Origin of the sequence: Binatus sp. (SeqCode), from assembly GCF_035272065.1 — a bacterium.
Lineage (GTDB): Bacteria > Desulfobacterota > Binatia > Binatales > Binataceae > Binatus.
Window position 1 is genome coordinate 1 of sequence record NZ_DATEQZ010000093.1, and the last position, 22,401, is coordinate 22,401.

Annotated in this window: 23 protein-coding genes and 1 tRNA gene; 14 read left to right on the top strand and 10 right to left on the bottom strand. The window is 62.4% G+C overall.

Translation table 11 applies throughout. From position 1 onward, the window contains the following. The 3 genes from VJX68_RS19185 to VJX68_RS16030 all read right to left on the bottom strand — a co-directional run. Positions 1-121: biopolymer transporter ExbD (locus VJX68_RS19185; protein WP_349255931.1), on the bottom strand; the 121-nt coding region annotated here is incomplete at its 3' end. Between the two features lie 12 nt (positions 122-133). Beyond that, positions 134-835 (bottom strand): MotA/TolQ/ExbB proton channel family protein, encoded by a 702-nt coding sequence (locus VJX68_RS16025; RefSeq protein ID WP_324096724.1) that lies wholly within the window; start codon positions 833-835, stop codon positions 134-136. 116 nt (positions 836-951) lie between these two features. Next, the gene (locus tag VJX68_RS16030) at positions 952-2,550 is read right to left on the bottom strand and encodes a B12-binding domain-containing radical SAM protein (RefSeq protein ID WP_324096725.1); all 1,599 of its coding nucleotides are present in this window, start codon (positions 2,548-2,550) and stop codon (positions 952-954) included. Positions 2,551-3,050: 500 nt separating this feature from the next. On the opposite strand from VJX68_RS16030, the gene VJX68_RS16035 reads away from it, so the two are divergent. The 7 genes from VJX68_RS16035 to VJX68_RS16065 all read left to right on the top strand — a co-directional run bounded on the left by VJX68_RS16035 (position 3,051) and on the right by VJX68_RS16065 (position 8,026). Next, entirely contained in the window at positions 3,051-3,674 is a 624-nt protein-coding gene (locus tag VJX68_RS16035) for a rhodanese-like domain-containing protein (RefSeq protein ID WP_324096726.1), read from the top strand. Continuing rightward, positions 3,671-4,123 (top strand): MauE/DoxX family redox-associated membrane protein, encoded by a 453-nt coding sequence (locus VJX68_RS16040; protein WP_324096727.1) that lies wholly within the window; start codon positions 3,671-3,673, stop codon positions 4,121-4,123. Before VJX68_RS16035 ends, VJX68_RS16040 begins: the two co-directional genes overlap by 4 nt. Before the next feature lie 331 nt (positions 4,124-4,454). Next, positions 4,455-5,459: a type I glyceraldehyde-3-phosphate dehydrogenase gene (gene gap, locus VJX68_RS16045; RefSeq protein WP_324096728.1), complete on the top strand. Its 1,005-nt coding sequence runs from the start codon at positions 4,455-4,457 to the stop codon at positions 5,457-5,459. Between the two features lie 38 nt (positions 5,460-5,497). Then, positions 5,498-6,673, top strand: a complete 1,176-nt coding sequence (locus tag VJX68_RS16050) for a phosphoglycerate kinase (RefSeq protein WP_324096729.1) — start codon at positions 5,498-5,500, stop codon at positions 6,671-6,673. A gap of 25 nt (positions 6,674-6,698) precedes the next feature. Further along, positions 6,699-7,472 carry a triose-phosphate isomerase gene (gene tpiA, locus VJX68_RS16055; protein ID WP_324096730.1) on the top strand — a complete coding sequence of 258 codons (774 nt, stop codon included), beginning with the start codon at positions 6,699-6,701 and terminating at the stop codon, positions 7,470-7,472. Between the two features lie 10 nt (positions 7,473-7,482). Beyond that, on the top strand, positions 7,483-7,863 hold the full coding sequence (gene secG / locus VJX68_RS16060; protein ID WP_324096731.1) for a preprotein translocase subunit SecG: 381 nt from the start codon (positions 7,483-7,485) through the stop codon (positions 7,861-7,863). A 77-nt stretch (positions 7,864-7,940) separates the two neighbouring features. Further along, positions 7,941-8,026: transfer RNA gene (locus VJX68_RS16065), tRNA-Leu, on the top strand. A gap of 25 nt (positions 8,027-8,051) precedes the next feature. On the opposite strand, the gene VJX68_RS16070 is transcribed toward VJX68_RS16065, so the two are convergent. Beyond that, positions 8,052-9,029 (bottom strand): SPL family radical SAM protein, encoded by a 978-nt coding sequence (locus VJX68_RS16070; RefSeq protein WP_324096732.1) that lies wholly within the window; start codon positions 9,027-9,029, stop codon positions 8,052-8,054. 422 nt (positions 9,030-9,451) lie between these two features. Further along, a complete protein-coding gene (locus VJX68_RS16075; RefSeq protein WP_324096733.1) occupies positions 9,452-10,396 on the bottom strand; it encodes an SDR family NAD(P)-dependent oxidoreductase in 945 nt (314 codons plus the stop codon). Between the two features lie 73 nt (positions 10,397-10,469). Here VJX68_RS16075 and VJX68_RS16080 point away from each other — a divergent pair, with 73 nt between their 5' ends. Together VJX68_RS16080 and VJX68_RS16085 are read left to right on the top strand one after the other, a co-directional pair. Next, a complete protein-coding gene (locus VJX68_RS16080; protein WP_324096734.1) occupies positions 10,470-11,279 on the top strand; it encodes an SDR family NAD(P)-dependent oxidoreductase in 810 nt (269 codons plus the stop codon). Positions 11,280-11,560: 281 nt separating this feature from the next. Beyond that, on the top strand, positions 11,561-12,199 hold the full coding sequence (locus VJX68_RS16085) for an adenylate/guanylate cyclase domain-containing protein (RefSeq protein WP_324096735.1): 639 nt from the start codon (positions 11,561-11,563) through the stop codon (positions 12,197-12,199). Between the two features lie 40 nt (positions 12,200-12,239). Here VJX68_RS16085 and VJX68_RS16090 read toward each other — a convergent pair whose 3' ends face one another. Further along, positions 12,240-13,244, bottom strand: a complete 1,005-nt coding sequence (locus tag VJX68_RS16090) for a WD40/YVTN/BNR-like repeat-containing protein (protein WP_324096736.1) — start codon at positions 13,242-13,244, stop codon at positions 12,240-12,242. A 153-nt stretch (positions 13,245-13,397) separates the two neighbouring features. Here VJX68_RS16090 and VJX68_RS16095 point away from each other — a divergent pair, with 153 nt between their 5' ends. Further along, positions 13,398-13,715 carry a hypothetical protein gene (locus tag VJX68_RS16095; protein ID WP_324096737.1) on the top strand — a complete coding sequence of 106 codons (318 nt, stop codon included), beginning with the start codon at positions 13,398-13,400 and terminating at the stop codon, positions 13,713-13,715. A gap of 95 nt (positions 13,716-13,810) precedes the next feature. On the opposite strand, the gene VJX68_RS16100 is transcribed toward VJX68_RS16095, so the two are convergent. Beyond that, positions 13,811-14,731 (bottom strand): methionyl-tRNA formyltransferase, encoded by a 921-nt coding sequence (locus VJX68_RS16100; protein WP_324096738.1) that lies wholly within the window; start codon positions 14,729-14,731, stop codon positions 13,811-13,813. A 137-nt stretch (positions 14,732-14,868) separates the two neighbouring features. Between VJX68_RS16100 and VJX68_RS16105 the strand changes: the two genes are divergently transcribed. After that, the gene (locus VJX68_RS16105) at positions 14,869-15,891 is read left to right on the top strand and encodes a CE1 family esterase (RefSeq protein WP_324096739.1); all 1,023 of its coding nucleotides are present in this window, start codon (positions 14,869-14,871) and stop codon (positions 15,889-15,891) included. 36 nt (positions 15,892-15,927) lie between these two features. Further along, positions 15,928-17,757, top strand: coding sequence for an alkaline phosphatase family protein (locus tag VJX68_RS16110; RefSeq protein ID WP_324096740.1), 1,830 nt, complete (start codon positions 15,928-15,930; stop codon positions 17,755-17,757). Between the two features lie 183 nt (positions 17,758-17,940). On the opposite strand, the gene VJX68_RS16115 is transcribed toward VJX68_RS16110, so the two are convergent. Then, entirely contained in the window at positions 17,941-19,059 is a 1,119-nt protein-coding gene (locus VJX68_RS16115; protein WP_324096762.1) for an MFS transporter, read from the bottom strand. 246 nt (positions 19,060-19,305) lie between these two features. On the opposite strand from VJX68_RS16115, the gene sppA reads away from it, so the two are divergent. Both sppA and VJX68_RS16125 read left to right on the top strand, forming a co-directional pair. Next, the gene (gene sppA, locus VJX68_RS16120; RefSeq protein ID WP_324096741.1) at positions 19,306-21,045 is read left to right on the top strand and encodes a signal peptide peptidase SppA; all 1,740 of its coding nucleotides are present in this window, start codon (positions 19,306-19,308) and stop codon (positions 21,043-21,045) included. Positions 21,046-21,073: 28 nt separating this feature from the next. Beyond that, positions 21,074-21,490 (top strand): DUF6306 domain-containing protein, encoded by a 417-nt coding sequence (locus VJX68_RS16125; RefSeq protein ID WP_324096742.1) that lies wholly within the window; start codon positions 21,074-21,076, stop codon positions 21,488-21,490. Between the two features lie 224 nt (positions 21,491-21,714). Here the strand turns inward: VJX68_RS16125 and VJX68_RS16130 are convergent, their stop codons facing one another. Both VJX68_RS16130 and VJX68_RS16135 read right to left on the bottom strand, forming a co-directional pair. Next, a complete protein-coding gene (locus VJX68_RS16130; protein WP_324096743.1) occupies positions 21,715-22,002 on the bottom strand; it encodes a hypothetical protein in 288 nt (95 codons plus the stop codon). Further along, a complete protein-coding gene (locus VJX68_RS16135) occupies positions 22,002-22,370 on the bottom strand; it encodes a VOC family protein (RefSeq protein WP_324096744.1) in 369 nt (122 codons plus the stop codon). The genes VJX68_RS16130 and VJX68_RS16135 overlap by 1 nt, the downstream gene beginning before the upstream one ends. Positions 22,371-22,401: the final 31 nt, after the last annotated feature.

Genomic DNA, 22,401 nt, shown 5'->3' on the forward strand with positions numbered 1-22,401 from the left:
CCTGCTGAATAATCGGCGCCGTGACCATAAAGATGACCAGCAGCACCAGCATCACGTCCACCAGCGGCGTGACGTTGATCTGGGAAACCATCTGCCCGCGCTGTCCTGAATCGAATGCCATTGAATCCGGCGCCTACGAAAGGAAATGACGCTCGGCGATGTTCAAAAATTCGGAGGTGAAATTATCCATCTCAGTCGCCAGCACTCGCACCCGCGCGATGAAGTAGTTGTAGAACATCTGCGCCGGGATCGCGGCGACCAGGCCGACCGCGGTCGTGATCAGCGCCTCGGCGATTCCGGGCGCGACCGCCTGGATGCTCGACGTATGCGATGCCGACAGGCCAAGGAACGCCGTCATTATTCCCCACACGGTGCCGAACAGCCCGATGAACGGGCAGGTCGAACCGGTGGTGGCGAGGAAGGTGATGCCGGACTCGAGCTTGGTCAGCTCGACGTTTTCCTGGCGCTTCATCGCGCGCATCACGTTGGCGATTCCGCCGAGATCGGTCGAGAAGCCGCTTTCCGCGCCCACCGCCTGGCGCTTGGCGCGGGTGAGTTGCAGGAGCTCCTGGTAGCCGGCGCGGAAAACCTGCGCGACCGGGCTGCGCTTGAGGCCGACGCTCGCGGTGTGAATCGCGGCGAGGTTCTTCGATTCCCAGAAGATCGCGATGAAGCGTTCGGACTGGCGCCGCGCTCGCGAAATCTCAATCAGTTTGTAAAGGATGATACCCCAACTGCCGACCGAAAAGGCCACCAGCAGCCACAACACGACTGCCACCACCGGGCCCGTGCCCAGCACCAGTTCCACCACACCCAACCCGCCTGCACCACTCACCTGATGGAGCATAAAACCGCCATTCGGCTGAATAATCGGTCTATTATAAGGGTATCAGCGCGCCCAAAACCAGCACGGTCATCCCGCCGCTCGCGCGCCCGCGGTTTATCCGGACTTCATGACCCGTGCTGAGTTAGAGCCCGTTCGGCCTGCGACTCGGCAATCGCCTGCTCGAACCTCTCGTCGCTGACCTGGGTCAGCGCTGCGGCCGAGTCCTTAAGTTCCGCATGCTCGACGGCGCGCGAAAGGGTCTCAGCCGGCGTGGGTCCGCGCGGCTTGCCGAGGAAGGGCTTGAGAATCAGGTAAACCACGTCGCGCATCGGCATGAAGCGCGTGAAACGGCGCAGCAGCCGCACGGTCTGCAGCGGATAATGAAGCAGCTTGTAGCGGAATATTCTGCGAAAACCCGCGCTGCGCTCGCGGTTGATCACCTCGCCCGGCAGGCAGGTCGGATCGATCTCGGAACACTTGAAATACTTGAACCAGTCGCGGGCCTCGTCGACCAGGTTGCGGCGGACATATTCCTGCCACAACGGGGTGCCGCGATAGACGCATAGGCGGTTGAAGTTGAACGTGTCGAGCGGCAGCCGTGCGGCAAAATCAAATGTCGCCCTCAGGTCGGCCACGGTCTCGTCGGGGTTGCCGACCGTGAAGAAGCCGTGCACGATTTCGATTCCCGCCCGCTTGGCGTTCGCGACCGCGGTCTCAACTTCCTTAAGCGTCTGCTCCTTCTTGAGCCGGTCCAGGACCTTCTGACTGCCGCTCTCGATCCCGAACATCAGAGTGCGGCAATTGGCCTTTGCCATCGCCGGAAACAGATGTTGGGCGACCGAATCGACCCTGCCCTCGCATCCCCAGTGGATGCTCGGACCGCTCTCGATTAGCCCTTTGCAGATGGCTTCGATCCGTTTGGGTTGCAGCAGGAAATGATCGTCGACAAAGTACACCGCGCCGTAGCCGTGTTCCTTCAGATGTTTGAATTCCGCGAGCACGTGCTCAGGGCTGCGCGAGCGCCACTTGCTCTGGTTGAAGATCGGAATGTCGCAGAAAACGCAGGGCCACGGGCATCCGCGCGACGTCTGCATCGTGGTGAAACGGTCCATTGACAGAACCGTGGGCACATCCAGCGGCATCGACTCGATGAAGTCCAGCGCGAGGCTTTCGCGGTCCGGAAAAGGCCACTGGTCGAGGTCGCGCTCGACCGCGCGGTCCGGATTGTTTACCACCTGGCCGTCTCGCGCCCAGGTCAGCCCGCCGACAGCCGCCGGATTGTCGAGCTGGTCAACCAGGTCGAGAATTAACTGCTCACCGTCACCGCGGCAGACAAAATCCACTTCGCTGCATTGCAGTTTCACCAGGGGCGCATTCAGCGTCGCGAACACGCCGCCGATGGCGACTTTGACCTTGGAATCGACGGCGCGGATCTGGCGGGCGAGAATCTTGGCGTAGGGATAACTGGTCGTGCTCAGAAAACTCAACCCGACCAGTTGCGGCCGCCGCTTGCGAATCTGCTCGACGATGACCTGGTTGGGAGTCTCGCTGTTGGCCTGGTCGAACATCACGCATTCATGGCCGGCACGCTTGAGCACCGCCGAGAGCGACATGATTCCGATCGGCGGGAACCCCATAATGCGCAGGTTGCCGTTTTTCGCGCGCCCGTCCGCCGGCACGGCGTAAAATTGCGGGTCCCGAACATGGATTAGAAATACCAGCATGGCCACCTCTGGTCGCTGCCAACGCTCCGAGCCCGTGCTATGCCCGCGTCGCCCCTCGCCGGCAGGTGAGCCTACTCGCCGGAATCATTCGGCTGGAGATTGACGAATTATAACGCTATCCGCGCGCCCAAAACCAGCACGGATTCTTCCCCGTGCCGCGCCTGCATCGCCTTCGCCCGCCGGTGAGCCTACTTGCCGGGATACGTGCTATAAGAGCGGTCGTGGTCAAGTTCGATCCCTTGAAATACGTGCCGCTTCAATGGGTTTGTTTTGCGCTTGCAGCGCTTGGACTAATCACACTCTTAGTTCAGGTTTTTTTCCCAAACGCTTATCTACCCCTGATGCGCCAATGGCCTTACGTTCTCGGGATCGTTCCATTAAGCCTGTTGACGGTTTTTTACTTTCTCATTGGAATCTCCGCGTGGCGATTTGCAAGGAGCCAATCTTCCCCACTGCCGCCGTCTCCGGACCGGCACAATTAAGGCCCTTAAACTGAACCAGTGCCCAACTCCGACCTGAACTCGCGCAATTGCCGGACTTCAGCAGGGTCGATCGCCACTCCCGATCCGGCGCGCCTGCCTCAAGCGAGGAGCCTCGCATGGCAGATTGTGCGCGATCTCGGCGGTGTTGCGATCCTCGCGATTGCGTCGCTGGCGGCTGGACTCGTGATCAACCGGTTTTCGCTCAGTCCGCTTCCTATCGTCTACAAAACGCCGGAGCAGCGGTTCGATGCTGAGCTGACGACGCTGGTTGCGGCGCCGCCGTTTAAGATCGCACCGGCGGCAACCGTCGGACTTGACGAATTCCGTTCAGCCGTCGCCAGCAAAAGCGCACTCATCCTTGATGCCCGGCCGTCCCTGTTTTTCGAACAGGGGCACGTACCGGGAGCGTTGAACCTCGCGCGCGACGACTTCGCGCAAGATTACCGGCAGCTATCTCTCCCGCTGAAGGCCGCCACTGACAAGCCGATCATCGTGTACTGTGCCGGCGGTGAATGCCATGACAGCCGGCTCGTCGCCAACGCGTTGCTGAGTCTCGGCTTCAGCAACGTCAGCGTCTTCACCGGCGGATGGGATGCGTGGTCGGCGGCAGGGATGCCTGCCTCGACAGGGAGCGTACGATGATGCCGCCCGGCAATTTGCGTCGCAACTATGCGGTGCTCGCAGTCAGCATAGCCGTGGCTGCCGTATTCATTTACGCGGGCATCGACAAGCTCCGCGACCCGCTGCAGTTCGCCGATAGCACTGCTGCGTTCGCGATCGTGCCGGCGGTGTTCATCAATCTGCTCGTGATGGGTCTGCCGCCATTCGAGATCGCATGCGGCGTCCTGCTGCTTGGGCCATGGACCAGGCGGATCGGAGCGCTCGCGGTCGCTGTTATATCTGTAGTGTTTTTCACGGCGTTGGCGTCCGCGCTGCTTCGAGGTCTCACGCTCGACTGCGGATGCTTCGGGGTCGGCGCGCCATCGCGATCGAGAATGTGGCTGGAGCTCGCGCTGGACGTGATGCTGTTCTCGGGAGCGATGTTCGTGTATTTGCGCTCGATTACCCGGCTGCCCGCGCCGGCGCCGTAAACACATCCGCAATCAAGCCGACAACCCCTCCTACCTGCCAAAATCATCCGCCTCCTCCCCTTTTACCTGTTCTAACAGGCCGTTAGGCCGCATCTTCTCTTATCATCGGGTGCAGGGGTCACCCCTGCACCCCACGGTGGGTTTCACATTCAATAAAGTGATTTCCCCTTCCCCGCGCTCTCTGCATTCGCGACGCGCCCCGGCGTACAATCTGTACATCGGACCCGGACTTATCTAAGGTTCGGGTTGTTGCTTTTGAGGATTTCACTTTTCACTTTTTCACTTTTCACTTTTTCACGGGCACGCAACGAACTCTCGGGAGGATTGATCGGTGGCGATAAAAGTCGGGATAAACGGATTCGGCCGGATCGGCAGAATGTTCCTGCGCGCCGCCCTGGCCAAAAAGGAACTCGAGATCGTAGCCGTCAACGATATCACCGATGCGCCCACCCTCGCGCATCTGCTCAAATACGATTCCATTCACGGTACGCTGCGTCATGAGGTCAAAGCCGAAGGCGGGATTATTTTCCTCGACGGCAAGCCGCTCCAGGTGCTGGCGGAACGCGATCCCGCCAAATTGCCGTGGAGCAAACTCGGCGTGCAGGTGGTCGTCGAATCCACCGGCCTGTTCACGGCGCGCGACAAGGCCGCGATGCATCTTTCTGCCGGCGCGAAGAAAGTCGTGATCAGCGCTCCCGCCGACGGCGCCGACGTCACGCTATGCCTGGGCGTCAATCAGAATGCTTACGACGCGAAAAAGCACGACGTGATATCCAACGCGTCATGCACGACCAACTGCCTCGCGCCGGTTGGCAAGGTCCTGCACGACAGTTTCGGAATCGTCCACGGCCTGATGACCACCGTGCATAGTTACACCTCGGATCAGAATCTGCAGGATGGGCCGCACAAGGATCTGCGGCGCGCGCGCTCCGCGGCGGTCTCGATGATCCCGACCTCGACCGGCGCCGCGAAAGCGATCGGCCTGGTGCTGCCCGCGCTCAAGGGCAAGCTCGACGGACTCGCGATCAGAGTGCCGACGGCGAACGTCTCGCTGGTTGACCTGACCGTGACGGTTGACAAGGACGCCGACGTAAAATCCGTCAACGCCGCGATGAAAGCGGCGGCGGACGGCCCGCTCAAGGGGATTCTCGCCTACAGCGAGGCGCCGATCGTCTCGGTCGATCTCAACGGCGATCCGCATTCGTCGATCTTCGACGCGCCGTTGACCAAGGTGATTGGAAACCGGCTGGTGAAAGTATTTTCGTGGTACGACAACGAATGGGGCTACTCGAACCGGCTCGCGGATGTCGCCGCGTTCGTCGCGGCAAAGCTTTAGCTGCGGCAACCGAACTGACCCGGGAGTGAGTGGCTGCGATGCCCGTTTTACCGATCACGCGCCTTGAGTTCAAAGACAAGAAGGTGCTGGTGCGATGCGATTTCAACGTGCCGATCCACGAGGGAAAGATCCAGGATCCGGCGCGAATCGACGCGAGCCTCGACACCATTCGCTACATCCTCGAGCATGGCGGAACGGCCGTGCTCTGCTCGCATTTGGGGCGTCCCAAAGAGCGCAGCGCCGAGCTCAGCCTCAAGCCGGTCGCCGAGTATCTATCGAACGCGCTCGGGCAGAAGGTCGCGCTCGCGCCCGACTGCATCGGCGATCACACCGGCAAGATGATCGAGGCGCTCAAGCCGGGCGAAGCGATTCTGCTCGAAAATCTGCGCTTCCACAGAGAAGAGGAAGCCAACGATCGCGACTTCTCGCATGAACTGGCGCGCCACAAACAGGTCTACGTGAACGACGGCTTCGGCTCCGCGCATCGCGCGCACGCCTCGACGGTCGGAGTCACCCGATTCATCGCGGAGCGCGCGGCCGGATTCCTGATGATGCGCGAGCTCGACGCGTTGCGCGCGGTTACCGAGAATCCGCAGCGCCCGTCGGTGGCGATCCTGGGCGGCGCAAAAGTCTCCGACAAGATTGGCCTCATCAGAAATCTGCTGACCAAGGTCAATGCGATCCTGATTGGCGGCGCGATGGCGTATACGTTTCTCAAGGCTCAGGGCGTCGCCGTCGGCCGCTCGCTCGTCGAAGACGACAAGCTCGAGCTCGCGGGCGAGTTGCTCGTCGAGGCCGCGCGGATAGGCGTCAAAATCGTCCTGCCGTCGGATCATATTGTCGCATCCGCTCCGGAAGCCGGCGCGGCGCCTCATACAGTCACCGATATTCCCTCCGAGATGATGGGGCTCGACATCGGACCGGATACCGCGGCGGCGTTTATCGCGGAAATCGCGCGTGCCAAAACCGTTATTTGGAACGGCCCGCTCGGATTTTTCGAGATCCCGGCGTTCGCCGACGGCACGATGCGGGTCGGTGAGGCGCTCGCCGATCGATCGGGCGTCATTTCGATAATCGGCGGTGGCGACACGGCTGCCGCCTTCGCGCATGCGCCCTGGGCGAACAAGTTCACGCATATCTCGACCGGTGGCGGAGCCACGCTCGAATTTCTGGAAGGCCGCGAGCTGCCTGGCGTGAAGGCGCTCGAAGTCTGACAGCGTACACACAGGAAGGACGCGCGTGCGCAGGAAACTAATCGCCGGGAACTGGAAGATGCATCTTGGGCCGCTCGAGGCCCGCGCGCTCATCGCCGCAATCCGCGCCGAGATCGATCGCGACGCCGCGGCGCTGGCGAAAGATCGCGACGTGATGGTCGCGCCGCCAGATATTCTCACCCCGGCCGTGGCGCAGGCGCTGGCGGGCTCGTCGATCCTGCTGGGCGCGCAAAATATGCACTACGAGGACAAAGGCGCGTTCACCGGCGAAATCTCGCCGCCGATGCTGAAGGCCTTTGGCGTGACCCACGTCATCGTTGGCCATTCGGAGCGCCGCCACATTTTTCATGAAACCGACGAACTGATTAACAAAAAGGTGCTCGCCGCGCTCAAGCACCGTATGGCGCCGATTCTGTGCGTCGGCGAGACCCAGGACGAACACGACAGTGGCCGTGCGCTGGAGGTCGTGCTGCACCAGCTCCGGTGCGGGCTCGAGAACGTCGGCGACGATCAGGTGACCGCAGTGGCGATTGCGTACGAGCCGGTGTGGGCGATCGGCACCGGGCGCACCGCGACGCCCGAGCAGGCGCAATCTGTCCACGGCGCGATCCGCGGCGCGATCCTCGAAGGCTACGGCGCCGAGCGCGCGTCGGCGGTGCGGATAATTTACGGCGGCAGCGTAAACGCCGACAATGTTGACTCGCTCGTCTCCAAGCCCGATATTGACGGGGCTCTGGTCGGCGGGGCAAGCTTAAAGGCTGACTCGTTCGCGCGCATCGTCAGGGCGCGGACTCGCTGAAGAAGACAAAATGGTTTCAATCGTTGTTTCGGTTCATGTGATCGTCTGCGTTGCCATGTGCATCATTATCCTGCTGCAGCAGGGCAAGGGTGCGGAGGTCGGCGCCGTTTTCGGCGGTTCGAGCCAGACCGTCTTTGGCGCCAGCGGAGCAGGCAACGCGCTGACCAAGGCGACCTGGGGGCTGGCGATTATTTTTTTCGCGAGCTCGATCTTCCTGGCGCTGGCTTCTGCGCGGCGCGTGACCGGCAGTATCTTCGATCGGCCGTTCTCGTCGGCGCCGTCGAGTGTGATGCCGGCGTCGAAGCAGGCGCCCAAGAACGCGCTTCCCGCGGCGCCGGCCCCAGCCGGTCAAAACCCCGCCGGACCCGCGACGCCGTCGTCGGCGAAGTAATAGAAGCAGTAGCTGTACTTTCGAATTCGCGCCGGAGCGCTCAGACCCTCAACCTCGCTCCGGCCGGTACGCACGATGCGCGGGTGGTGGAATGGCAGACACGCCAGTTTGAGGGGCTGGTGGTAGCAATACCGTGCGGGTTCAAGTCCCGCCCCGCGCACCAGCAGGGGTGACCCCTGCACCCGGTATTAAGAAAACAACGAGCTCTGGCGCGGTGGCTGCGGCGCGACGGGCGGCCGCACCATGCTGGGTTCGTGCTTGAGGGGGAAGCCGTAGCGCGCGCGGATGCGGTCGAAAATCACGCCCATCCGATCGTCATACGCACGCGGAACGTACTCGGCGCGCGCGTAAAACATATCGATACGCTCCGCCAGATGCGGGAATCGCTCCCTGACGAAAGGAATGAATCGGCGCGCCGCCGCCGGTTTCAGAAACAGCGAACGCCACCACACTCCCGATGCGCCCGCGCGATGCGCCCCGCGAATCACGCTCTCGATCGCCGCGGGATCGTCCGTCAGCCCCGGAATCATCGGCATCATCAGCACGTTGCATCGGATACCCGCCCGCGCCAGCTCGAACAGCGCGCGCAGCCGCAGGCCCGGGCGCGGCGCTCGCGGCTCAAGGATTCGTTGCAGTTTTCGATCGAGCGTTATCAGCGAGAAGTTCACCGACAGCTTCGAGCGCCGATTAATCTTTTTGAGCCACTCGAGGTCGCGAACGATCAAGCTGGATTTGGTCGTGATCGACAACTCCAGCCCCGACAGTTGCGCGAAAACTTCGAGCATCGAGCGCGTCAGCCCGTATTTCCGCTCGGCCGGCTGATACGGGTCGGTCGCCGTGCCGATTGCGATCGCGTCGGTGCCGATTGGCGTGCGCGAGAGCGTGCGCGCCAGGACCTCGGCCGCCATCCGCTTGACGAAAATCTTGCGCTCGAAGTCCATCGGGTCGTGCAGCTCGAGAAAATCGTGCGTGTAGCGCGCGTAGCAGTACACGCATCCGAACTCGCAGCCGCGATACGGGTTGATGGTCCATCGAAACGGCACGCGCGGGCTGTCGCATCGATTGAGAATCTGCCGCACCGGCATCTCGATAAAGTCGACGCCGCGCGTGGCGTCGAGGCCGTCGGGCGGCGGCGAATAGAATGGCAGTGAGGCGGCAGTGTTCATCTGACGGCACGGCTATCTTCGCTTTTTCTTCGTGATCCTGTCAAGCTGGCAAGTTCCCGCAAAACCAACAGCGAAAACGGGAAATACACCATTAGTTGTGGTTTCGGGAAGCGGTATACACCAAGGGTAGCTTCGTTCCGTCAAAATTGATTTTTGCAGCGAGCACGGTGGTCGCGTGATTCGATGCTGGGTTGCCGAAGAGGATTTTCGGGGATTGAGCGAACGTGGAGGATTGTGAGTGATGGTCCATAACTAAGGGTTAGCACGGCAGGTGCTGAGGCATAAGGCTGAATAGTTCATCCCTGAACTGTTGTGCCAGAACCCAAAATTCAGAACGAAAGGTCCCCCACCCGCCGCTCGCAGACGGGCGTCGGCCTCCCCCGACGAACGTGGGAGGCAAGATCTGGCGTTGGCTGTGTAGGTTATGGCGCCGGAGGGGGGAATTGAGTGCGAAGGAAGGCGTCGAAGGCGCGGTCGGGGAGGATGCGGCGCAGACCCATCAGGACGCGGGCGGCTAACGTTACTTTGTAGCGGGTTTTTGGACTTGCCGCGGTGATGGCTTTTGCGATCACATCGGCGACGGCGTCAGGCGGGGCGGCGAAGCGGGCCATCGGGCCGCCTTCGTAGGCTTCGCGGATCTGTTTTTCCAACACAACGTTGAATGCCGCGTAGGGGGAATCCTTGGGCATCGCGATGTTGCTGACGGCGGTGTCGCCGAAGCGCGTTTTGATTGGGCCGGGCTCGATGACGATCACGTTGATGCCGAAGCCTTTCACTTCGAACCGCAGCGCGTCGCTGAGCGCTTCGACTGCGTGCTTGGTCGCGTGATAGTAAGCGCCGCCGGGGAAAGTGAGCTTGCCGCCCATTGAGCTGAGGTTGACGACGCGGCCCCATCGCTGACGGCGCATCGCGGGCAGCACCAGCTTGGTCATCGCGATCAGGCCGAATACGTTGGTTTCGAACTGGTGGCGGATGTCGGTCATTGGCACTTCCTCGAACGCGCCTTCGAGGCCGTAGCCGGCATTGTTGATGAGCACGCCGACCGCGCCTTCGGCACGCTCTACAGTTTGCACCGCCGCGCGCATCGAGGCTTCGTCGCATACGTCGAGCGCGAGCGTTTTGCATCCGCGCGCCGCGAGGTCGGCGATCGACTCAGGTTTGCGCGCAGTCGCGTACACGTTCCATCCGCGGGTAGCGAGCCGCTCGGCGGTGGCGTGTGCTCCGGGTTTTCCGTTGCGGGATTGCGGCATCATAAGCTGCCAGATACTAGTCGGATAGCGCGACGCGTGAGTATAGGATGCACCCATCCAGAGCAGAGGCGGAATCTTGAATCGCGCGCCAAGCGCGCGCTGAATAAGGACCCTCACCTTCGATCCTCTCCCTTGCAGGGAGACGGGAAGAGAAGCGCGGTCACGGACAATTCTCGTGGAGGGAATCGCGATGGCAGACAATCGGCGCAAGTATCGTGAGAAGTACGGCGAGTGGGCTCTGGTGACGGGCGCGTCGGCGGGAATCGGGCTTGAGTTTGCCCGCGCGCTTGCGCGCGAGGGTATGTCGATAGTGCTGACGGCGCGGCGCGAGGATCGGCTGAACGCGCTGGCGGCGGAGCTCAAGGAGAAGCATCACGTCGATACGCGCGTGGTCGCCGTCGATCTCGCGGCGAACGACGGCGCTGATCGGCTGGCGGACGCGGTCGCGGATTTGCCGATCGCATTTCTCGTCAACAACGCCGGCTTTGGCTACGCGGGCCGTTTCGACAAGCTCGCGACGGACAGGCTGCGCTCGATGGTGGTGGTGAACTGCGTTGTGCCGGTGGTGCTGACCAGCCGCATCATCCCCGGCATGGTCAAGCGCGGACGCGGTGCGGTGATCGTCGTCGGCAGTGTGGCAGGACGCCAGCCGCTGCCGCTGCATGCGGTTTACAGCGCGACCAAGGGATTCGACTTGCTGTTTGGCGAAGGTTTATGGGGCGAGCTGCGCGGCACGGGCGTCGATGCGCTTGTGATCGAGCCGGGCCCGACGAAGACCGAGTTTCAGTCGGTGGCGGGAGAGAGCGTGGGCGCCGATCACGGCGAGCCCGCGGAGAACGTGGTGCGGGTCGCACTTGACGCGCTCGGGAAACAGCCGAGCGTCATCTCAGGATGGTTCAACTGGGTGCGCGCCAATGCGACGCGGCTGGTGCCGAGGTCGACGGCGGCGATAATCGCGAAGAAGGTGATCGAGGGGCAGACTCCGGTGGAGCTGAGGTAAGCCTTGAGTCTGCCGGAGGGCGTGCCTATGCTCGGTAGGAGCGGCCTTGAGTTGTCGCAAGGAATTCCATGCCGCGTCCACAGGCAAAGAGTCTTCGCAGTCCAGATCAGGTTCGGCGCTTTCCCAATGGCCGGATAGAGACCGTATCTCACAATGAGACCACGGTCGGTCGGTTCTTTTTGGAACCCGGCTGGCGCTGGTCGCGTGACGTCGGGCCGATCGCTCGCACGCGCTCTTGCCAAATTCACCATCAAGGCGTGGTTCTCAGCGGACGGCTACGGGTGGAAACCGACGCCGGCGAGGTGTGCGAAGTCGGAGTGGACGACGTCTATGACATTCCTTCCGGTCACGATGCCACGGTAGTCGGGGATGAGCCGTTCGAGGCGATCGAGTTCGCGAGCGCCCGGGTCTTCGCGGCGCCGGCCGACGGAGATCGCGTGCTCGCCGCGGTGCTGTGCACCGATATCGTGGACTCGACCGCGCATCTCAGGCGGCTTGGCGATTCGGCCTGGCGCGAGCTGCTCTTGGAGCATAACCATCAGGTGCGGCTGGAGCTGAACAGTTTTCGAGGGCGCGAGATACAGACGACAGGCGATGGATTCCTTGCGGTGTTCGACGGTCCCGCCCGTGCGGTTCGATGCGCGCGGTCGATTGGCCGATCGGTCTCCGGACTCGGCATCACGATTCGAGCTGGGGTTCATACCGGCGAGGTCGAGTTCGTGGGCGACAACGTACGAGGCCTGGCCGTCCATGAAACCGCACGCGTAGCAGCGGTTGCGGGGGCAGGCGAGGTCCTCGTTTCAGCCACCACGAAGCACTTGCTGGAAGGTTCAGGGATCGCGCTCGAATCAGCAGGAGTCCACGAACTCAAGGGCCTTGGTGAGGCGCGCGAGCTATTCAGAATTACGGAATCCGGGTGAGGCTCCTCCCGGAACGGACAGGGTGGAGATTAGGAAAGGCTCACGGGACGATTGCGAGGTCGTAGGCGGCCGGCAGTTTCTCGGCGATAGCCGCGAGCGACGAACCGTCGGTGCTTGCGCGCACGACGGTGCCGTCGTTGCATACCGCGAAGAAGCCGCCATTCTCCGGGTCGGCCTTCATCCGCATCACCATCCCGCGCCCAAAGCTCTGTTCGGTGGAAATCGGCGTGAAACTTTCGCCGCGATCGGCGCTGCGGAACAGCATCGCGTCCGCGCCCGTCGGTCCGACCCGCCAGGTGGGCGGCGGGCCCATCGCGGCCGCGGTGAAAACGTCGTCGCGGTCCGGCGAGCTCACGAGCAATGGAATCGTGTAGGTGCGATTGAGCCCGCGCGTTACATGCTCCCAGGATTTACCGGCGTTGTGCGACAGGTAGAAGCCCGCGCCGGTGGTGGCGTAGAGGCGGCGCGAATCGCGCGAGTCCACCGCGACGGTATGAATGTCCGCATAGATGCCGTCGTTGAGCGGCTCGAACGACGCGCCGTCGTTGCGCGAGCGGAAGACGCCGCCCTCCTCGACGCCAACGTACATCGTGGACGGCTCATGCGGATCGAACGCGATCGAGCGCACGTGCGGAATGTGCGGCGGCGGCGGAAACGTCCAGCGGTCGCGGCCGGGGATTTTCAGGAAGCCGTCGGACTCCTTGAAGATGCGCCCGCGATCATCGCTGCGGAACAATCGCGCGTGCGAGGTGCCGATGAACACACGATCCTTCACGGCGGGCGACGCGGCCAGAGACCAGACCTCTTCTTCGCGCGCGAGCGGGGGAGTGACGTCGGTCCAGGTGCGGCCGCCGTCGGTCGAGCGCGCGAGCGTGCCCTTGCCGCGGACGTGCTCGGTCGAGCCGGCATAGATGAGCGTGGGATCGACGGCGTCCTGCGCCATGCACCAGACGGCTGACGGATCGGCAAGTACCATCAGTGGCGTCGCACCGCGCGCGGGATCCAGAATCACAATGCCCTTGGCCGTCCCGATGCAGAGTCGCATCCCCGGTACACCTCTCAAAAACGCTACAAATCGTAGCGCATAGGACTGCGGCGGAATAGCGGGGACGGAGGGAAGGAGGACGGAATTTATTGCGCTACAGAAGAACAAAGATTCGACGAAATAAATTTCGTCCTACTATGATAAGCGATTTGCATGAAGTTCCACCCCTCCACCGCACTCGGGATCGTCGTTTGGTACCTGATGATTCCGCCGATTGGCGCCGACAACAAAGTTGATGCGCACGCGCCGTTGTCGTCGTGGAGGAAAGGCGTGAGCTTCAATTCCCAGAAGGAGTGTGATGAGTCGCTGAAGGACGCGATCGAAAATCCGATGACACCCGATGAGTATCAGGCAGCGGCGAAGGCCACGCGGAAGGCAAAGATGCATCCGCTGAGCAAATCGGAAATGACAAAACGAACGGCGGAATCGCTATGCGTCGCGGGAGATGATCCGCGGCTTAAGGGAAAATAGTTAGGTCTGCGTCTGGTTCCCTCACCCGCCGCTCGAGGACGAGCGTCGGCCTCTCCCGACAAACGGGCGAGGCAAGAATCCAGCAGCGTTTTCGCTTACGTCAGCTTTGTGCCGACTTTGAGATCGCCCGCGGCTGCTAGCTCGGCGGGTGCGACTTTCTTCGGATTCGGATCGATTCGCGCCCGCTTTACTGTAATCGAGCCGCCTGCGAGCGCGATTCTCATTCCATCGGAATCGATCGCGACGATTGTTCCCGGCGCTGCGTCCGAGCTGCTTGCTGAGAAGCTGGCTTCGTACATGCGCAGGCGTTCTTCGCCGATTGTTGCGAATGCGCCTGGCTGCGGGTCGCATCCGCGGATCAGGTTGAAGACTTCGCGCGCTGGTTTTGCGAAATCGATCTTTGCGTGCTCGTCGCGGCATGGCGGCTCGTAGGTCGCCTTGCTCTCGTCCTGCACTATCGCGGGAGCGTTGCCCGATTTGATCAGATTGACCGCGTCGACCATCGCGTCGATGCCCATCGGGAAGAGCGTGTTGAAGTAGATCGAGCCGACGGTGTCGGTCTCCGCGATCGGCACGCGCCTCTGCACGAGGATCGGGCCGGTGTCGATGCCTTTGTCGGGCCAGAACCACGTGACTCCCGTTTCCGCGTCGCCCTGGATGATTGCCCAGTTGATGCCGCTGGCGCCGCGATGGCGCGGGAGCAGGGATGGGTGAAAGCAGATCGATTTGAAGCGCGGCGCGTAGAGAATTCGCTCGGGAACTATCAACGTGACGAAGGCGAGAATGGCGAGGTCGGCGTCGAGCGTTTTGAAATGCTCGAAGGCGGCGTCGCTCTTGAATGACTTGGGCTGACTGAGGGGCAGGTTCATCCCGCGCGCCTTCACGGCGAGCGGATCCGGCTTGCCGGTGGGCGCATCGGGCGGAGCGAAGACGTGAACGATCTCGTGGCCGTGCTCGACGAGCGCCGCGAGCGCTCTTTCCGCGAATGCGGCCTGGCCGAGCAGTGCAATACGCAATGTGGCGATCCTCCCAATCTCTTGTACAGTTCTGCGGTCACGCTACCAAATCAAAAATCGAGTTGCACCTTGAAACTACTCGTCAGCCGCGGCGTACATTGAACTGGAGCTTCAGGGGGCTTGGGAGACGCTGAGCCATGCGCAGGTTTGCGATTTCGAGGTTCTCGCTCGCGGTCATGGCGGCGGCGATATTGACGACCGCGGTAGTTTCCGCGACGGCGGGTGCGCCCGCGAATCAGCCGGTGCCGGCGCCGGGGAATCACGACGAAGCGCTCGTGGTCGGCGCGGGCACCAACAAGATGACGCGCACCTTCATCGTGCACGTGCCGCCGCAATTCGATGGCAAATCGAAAGTGCCGGTAGTCTTCATGCTCCATGGCGGGGGCGGCAGCGGCGAGGGCGCGATTCCCGAGACGGGATGGGACGCGAAGTCCGATCGCGAGGGCTTCATCGCGGTTTTCCCCGACGGCACTCCGCCGCATCCCTTGTTGCCTGCGCGATTCCTGATGAATCCGCGGCTGTGGAACGACGGCTCCGGCCGCGGCGCGATTGGCGTGGATAAGGTGGACGACCTCGGCTTTGTCTCCGCGATGATCTACTTCCTCGAGGCGCGCTACGCCGCCGACCCGGACAGAATCTATTGCACCGGCTTTTCCAATGGCGCCTCGATGACGTTCAGCGTGGGGCTCAACCTATCGAATCGAATCGCGGCGATAGCGCCCGTCGCGGGCCATCTTTGGGAGCAGGAAAAACAGCTCGCGTATCCCGTTCCGCTGCTCTACATAATAGGCACCGCCGACCCGCTCAATCCGCTCGATGGCGGCAAGGTGAAACTGCCCTGGGGGAAAATTGAGGATCGCCCACCGGTCGAGGATTCGCTCAAAGAATGGGAACGGATGCTTGAGTGCGGTCCGGAAGTGCAGACTGCGCGCGGCAATGGCGTGCTGGAAATCACTTACGATGAGTGCGCCAAGGGCGGAGAGGTCGAGTATTACAGGGTCAGAGGATTGGGGCACATCTGGCCGGGCGGCAAGAATCGGCTGCCGGAAAAATGGGTGGGCGAGCCGAGCGACAGCCTGAACGCGACCGACGCCATCTGGGAATTTTTCAAGGCGCATCCGCGGACGCCGGCGGTCAAACCGATCACGAAGAGCGATTGACACGGTCGCTTGCGGGCCGCTTTGATGACCGATCGAATGTTCAGTCGACGGTTGTCCGAAATTCTCGCGCTCCTGCTCGTGTTCATCGCCGCGCCGACTCGCGCACAAGATTCCACTGCTGCACATCGCGGGCGCGGCCGTATCGTGGTGCTGATGGTGTGGGACGGGCTGCGCCCCGACTTCGTCACGCAGCGCGATACGCCGAATCTTTTTCGGCTGGCGCGCGAGGGCGTGCGCTTCGACAAGCATCACTCGATCTTCCCGACGCTCACGATGGTGAACGCGACCGCGCTCGCCACCGGAGCGCCGCCCGGCGTCAACGGACTCGTGGGCAACAACTTTTACGTGGCGCCCTCGGCAAATAGGTCCAAGGGTCAGATCGTCGGGGCCGAGGGCGCCATGGCGATCCTGAACTTGAACAAGACCGACGAATTCAAGGGACGGCTGATCGGGCTCGACACGATCGCGCAGGAAGTCGCGCGCGAAGGCGGCTACGTCGGCGTGATTGGCAAGCAGGGGCCGACCTCGGTGATCGACAACCGCGTTGCGACGATCGTCGACGGCAAGGACATTGTCGGCGAGCCGCACAAGGACTACCTGTTCGCGTCGGAAGACTTCGTTGGGCCCGCATCGGAGAGTCAGAAGATCACGGTACCGTCCGATTCGAAAACTACGGTGGCCGACGGGCCGCGCGATTTGTACTACGCCCGGCTGGCGGTGGAAGACGCTCTGCCGGCGGCCAAGCGCGCGGCGGACGCGGGGAAGCCGGCGCTCGTCGTCTTCTGGCAGCATAATCCCGATCTCACGCAGCACGTGGCAGGGTTGGGCACGATCCCCGCGATGGAGGCGCTCAGCCTTTGCGACAACAACCTGATGCGAGTGCGCGCGGCGATCGACGCGTTGGGAATCGCGGACAAGACCGACCTGATCGTCGTTTCAGATCACGGCTTCGCGACGATCAAGTTCCGCATCGTGCTGTCGGAGATGCTGGTGTCAGCCGGCATCAAGAAATCGCGCGACAGCACCGACATGATCGTCGTCCCCAACGGCGGCGCGGACCTGGTGTACCTCTCGCCCACCGATTTCCCCACGCCGGAGTCGCGCCGCGCGGTGTTGCAGAAGATCGTCAACTTCGCCGAGGCGCAGGAATGGTGCGGGCCGATCTTCTCGCGCGACCCGGCGACTGCGCCTGATGAGTCGACCCGCCGCGGACGGCGTCAGCGCGTGCCGAAGCCGTACCTCGGATGGATCGACGGCACCTTCAGCCAGCGCGTCGTGGGACTGTACAATGCCGCGCGCTCGCCGGACCTGGTGATTTCATTTCGCGAGGAGCCCGACGCCGACAACAAGGGCCTCACGGGCTCCGGCAATCCCGCGTTTCTGATAGGCCAGATCGGACAAGTCTCGACGCCGAACAAATCGGCCGCGCTGGTGCATCCGGTGAAGGGAGTCGTGTACGCCGACACCGGGACCAGCCAGACGTTCACGACCGGCATGGGGATGCATGGCGCAGCGGGCGAGCGCGAGATTCACAATTTTTGTGCGGCGGCGGGCCCGGACTTCCGGCGCGGGTTTGTCGATTTCAATCCGACCGCGAACACCGACGTCGCGCCGACGATCACGGAAATACTCGGCACGCTGCCAAATATCGGACCCGACGGTGTGGCTCCAGCCGGACGCGCGATGGCCGAGGCGCTGACCGACGGCCGCCGCAGCGCTGGAGGATCGCGCACGCAAACGATGACGGCGGACCTGATGCTGCAAGGCGTCGAAGCCGTGACGACGCTTCACGTCACGTGGCTCGGCGACGAGCCGTACCTCGACAGCTCAACGGTCGAGCACAAGCCGCTGGGCAGCTCGCCGTGATGTCAGTCGAGTGTGGCGTACTTCTGATTCCCTCCCACGTTCGTCGGGGGGAGGGTTAGGGTGGGGGACGAATTGCGGCGCGATTGTCTGCAGCGCCGCACATTCGGAACCTCGGAAATTTGGTCCCCCACCCGCCGCTCGAAGACGAGCGTCGGCCTCCCCCGACGAACGTGGGAGGCAAGATCAATCGAGCGCGGTTATTGAGCGGCCGCGGGTTTCGGGCAGTATCCACACAAGCAGGGCGCCCAGCGTCGAGAAGACGGCGCCGAGTGACAGCGTCACGCCGAAACCGAACCGCGCGCCGAGCGCCGCAATCAGGATCGGCGTGAAGAACTGAAATCCGCGCGTGACGTTCAACAGCAATCCGAGCGATGTATTGCGGATTCGCGTCGGCAGTAATTCTGCAATCATCGGCGCGACGCCCGCCCAGATGCCGGTGCCGAAACCTGCCGTGAACATTGCAGCCGAGATGAGTCCGCGCACGGCGACCGCCGAAGTCCACAGGATGGTCGGCGGGATCGTGCCGGCCGCCATCAGCAGGCCGTATGCGCAGAATGCAGGCCGGCGGCCGAATCTGTCAGCGATGCGCCCGAACGTCAGGTAGCCGAGCACGCCGCCTATCTGCATCTTGATCAGCAGATGACTCGCGGCCACTGCTGTGAGGCCGCGCTTGAGTTCCAGGTATCCCGGCATCCAGGTGTACGTGAACCAGTACGCCTCGGAGTTCAGCAGGACGACGACGAAGAGCAGCGCGAAGATGCGCCGATGTACGAGAATCGCACGCAAGTCCACACCGCGTTTAAGATCGGTGCGAGTACGGCGCCAGACGTCGCTTTCCGGCATCCACTTCAACACTGCGGCGACGACAAATATTGCGGGCACGCCGGAGAGCATGAACGTCAGACGCCATCCGACGGCCGGTGCGAGATAACCGCCTGCTGCCGCCGCAAGCAACACCCCGAGCGGCGCGCCCGTCTGCACGTATGCGGCGTATCGCGCGCGGCGGTCGGCCGGCACGCTCTCGGCGACCAGACTTTGTCCTGGGGCCCATCCGCCGCCCATGCCGAGCCCGGTTATCGAGCGAAACACTATTAGTTGCGCGAGACTCTGGCTGAATCCGCATAGCGCGGCGCCGACGCCGTAGATCGCGACCGTCGCCGCGATCATCGGTTTTCGCCCGAAGCGATCGCCGAGGAAGCCGAAGACGACTCCGCCGAGAGCCGTCATCAGCAGCGACGTACCCAGCGCGAGCGACGATTGCTCCGGCGTCAGATGGAGTTCGCGCGCGACGGGGACCAGCAGGAACTAGTAGAGTACGAGATCGTAGAAGTCGAAAATCCAGGCGGCGAATGCGAGTGCGACGATCCTCAGATGAATCGCGCCGGCCTCGCGCTGGTTCATCAAAAGTTCGGGCGCGGCAGGCTCGGGCGGCCGTATTTTGGCGACTGGCTCGATGCAATCGGGTATGGTTGGCTATTCATACCAGTTGCGGCTGTCAAGGGAATGCGCCCGGCAGCGCGTAATCCGCTGCGCGTTTCGGAGGAGTGAATGTTCAGACGCTTTATTCGATGGGTTTTTCGAACCGCGATCATCGTTGTGGTGCTGTTCGCGATAGTCGCCATCTCGGAATATATCTCGCATCGCGTGCAGCCCAATTCGGTTTTGTCGGTCGAACTTGACGGAACGGTCGGCGAGCGCGGCGCTACCGGCGTGCTTGGCTTGTTGAGCAAAAGTCAGACGTCGCTCAACGTGCTGCGCAATGCGATCGATCAGGGTGCGAGGGATCCGAAAATCGTCGGCATGGAGATCAAGGTCATCAACCCCGAGATGGAACTCGCGCAGGCGCAGGAGATCGTCGCGCTCATTCAGTCGTTCAAGAGCCACGGCAAATGGACGGCCGCCTACATCGAGACCGCCGGCGAATCGGGCCTGGGCAACCTGCCCTACCTCGTCGCGAGCGCCGCCGACGAAGTCTCGCTGATGCCGCGAGGCGATCTCAACCTGATGGGAGTGCAACTGCGCGAGCTCTTTATGCGCGGCACGCTCGACTGGATGGGGATCACGCCGAACTTCGCGTCGGCCGGGCAATACAAGAGCGCCGCCAACATGTTTACCAACAAGGACTTCACGCCGGCGCAAAAGGAAGAGGACGAAGGGCTGGCCGGCAGCCTGTTCGATCAGATCGTCGCCGGCATCGGCGCCGAGCGCAAGCTGAGTCCCGACGCGATTAAAGCGCTGATCGATCAAGCGCCGTTGAATGCGGACGAGGGCCTGAAGGCGAAGCTCGTCGATAGACTCGAATACGAAGACGAATTCACCGAGCGTGTGAAAAACCACGGCGGCACGGTTCACAAGGAAATCGACTACACTAGTTACGCTCGTGCGAGCCTGTTTTCCAACTTGGGCGGGAATCAAATCGCGGTGATTTATGGGGATGGAGAGATCCAGCGCGGCGGCGAAGGCTTCGATCCATTTTCAGGTCCCGAAACCACGGCGGTGACTTCCGACGACATGTCTGAAGCGCTCAAGTCCGCGCGCGAGAACGACGACGTGCGCGCCGTGATTCTGAGAGTGAACTCGCCCGGCGGCTCGATGCTCGCGTCGGAGCTCATCGACCGCGAGGTCGAGCTCACCGCCAAGAAGAAACCCGTGGTCGTCAGCATGTCGGGATACGCCGCGTCGGGCGGATACCTGATCTCGATTCCGGCCGCGAAGATTATCGCCGAGCCCGGCACGATCACCGGCTCGATCGGCGTGCTCGGCGGGAAATTCAACATCACGCCCGCCGCGCAGAAACTTTATGCGAACACCGACGCGGTGAGCCGCGGCGCGAACGTCGGGATGTTCGACATGTGGACCGACTTCACGCCCGCGCAATCCAAACAGTTCCAGGATGACATCATGCGCAACTACCAGTACTTCCTTAAACTGGTCGCGGCCGGCCGCCATATCACGGTCGAGCAGGCCGACGCGGTTGCGCAGGGACGAGTCTGGACGGGCGAGCAGGCGATCAAGCTTAAGCTGGTCGATTCGCTCGGCGGGCTGGATGAGGCGATGGCGGCCGCGAAGGGACTGGCGCGCCTGGCGCCCGATCAGCCCGTCGGAATCATCGAACTGCCCGAGCAGCCCGGTCTGCTGCAATCGCTGGCGAGCGGCAAGATGGTCGGGTCGATTGCGCAGCGGCCGGCGGCGCGGCTCGTCGAGCCGGTCATCGAGCTGATTCGCGCGGCGCTCAGCGGTCACGCGATTTTCAGCGCCGCGTATTGTCCGGTGGTGCCGATGCTCTAATCGTCGAACCGAGGCTGGAGGCAATTCAGTGGACTCGCAACTTGAAGGATTTCTCAATTCGTTGGCTGAAGCCGAGCGCGCCGGCGGCCGCGTCCTGCACGAGCTAACCGAGCTGGCGCATTCGCTGGAGCTGCGCGAGATGCTCAAGAAGGTCGGCCACGACGAGGGCTACTATGCGGGAGAGTTGGCGGCCCATGTGCGGCGGCTCGGCGGCAGTCCGTCGACGAAGACCGGCGACTTTGTCGAGAAGATCCGCGCGGTCGGAGATTTTCGTGGCAAGCTCGAGCTGCTGAATCGGGGCCAGCGATGGGTGATTCGCAAGATCGAGGAAAACGTCCCGACCATTGGCGACGCGCAGCTCAAAGCGTTCCTGGTCGTGATGGCCGAGGGCCATCGCGTCAATATCGGTGCGCTCGATGACTCGCTGAAGCAAGGCGTCGTCTGAAAGCGTCGGAACAAGTCGAGTGCGGCAAACAATAGTCGGACTGCTGATGGTCGCGGTGACAGCGGGGTACTTCTATTGGAAGGCGAGGCACCGCTACATGTGTCCGTTCTGCGGGCGATTCGTCAGGTACAACGACATCAATTGTCCGCATTGCGGCAACGACATGAATTTTCGCCATCGCGCCGGTCCCGACAGCAGATTCGGAGTTGCGCTCGGACAGCGGACTAGTCAGCGTCGGCGTGGCGGCGGGCGCTCTTCGCGGAATTGAGCGCGGCCGCGGCGCGTCGCAGGAAAGTTTGCGTCTGAGTCTTCGAGTTGATCGGGAAGCGCACGAAATCGCCGTCAATCTTCAGGTCGGCGAAAAATCCGGCCGGGTCTTCATGGAAATGCAGAAACCCGATTGAGCCGCAGTAGAACGCACCGCGTTTTTTCTCTTTGAGTCCGCCGAGCCGCCGAATTTCTTCGAGGATAGGCTCGAGTTGATCGAGCGCCGCTGGTCCCGCGTGCTTCATTACGAATTTCCCAACTCGATCACATAGCCGTCGGGATCGGCGAGGTATGCGTATGGGTGACCAGGTTCATGCTCGCCGCGGCTCTTCAGTTTTCCGCCCGCTTGTTCGACCTGGCGGACCATTTCGTCGAGGTTGTTTTTCCCGATCGAGAAGCCGAAATGCGACACTCCTCCACCTGCGACCGGATCGTCCGCCTTGGCCTGGCACAGGGTGATTGTGTCGTTCACGCCGGGCGAATGAAGGAAAACCATCTTCTTCCCTTCCCAGAATTTAACCTCGAGACCGAATGCTTCCTGGTAAAACTTGAGCGAGCGAGCGATGTCCCTGACGTTGAGATTGATGTGCTTCAATCCGCGCGCTTTGATCATCGCCGTGCCCTCCTGATGCCGGGTCTGGCTA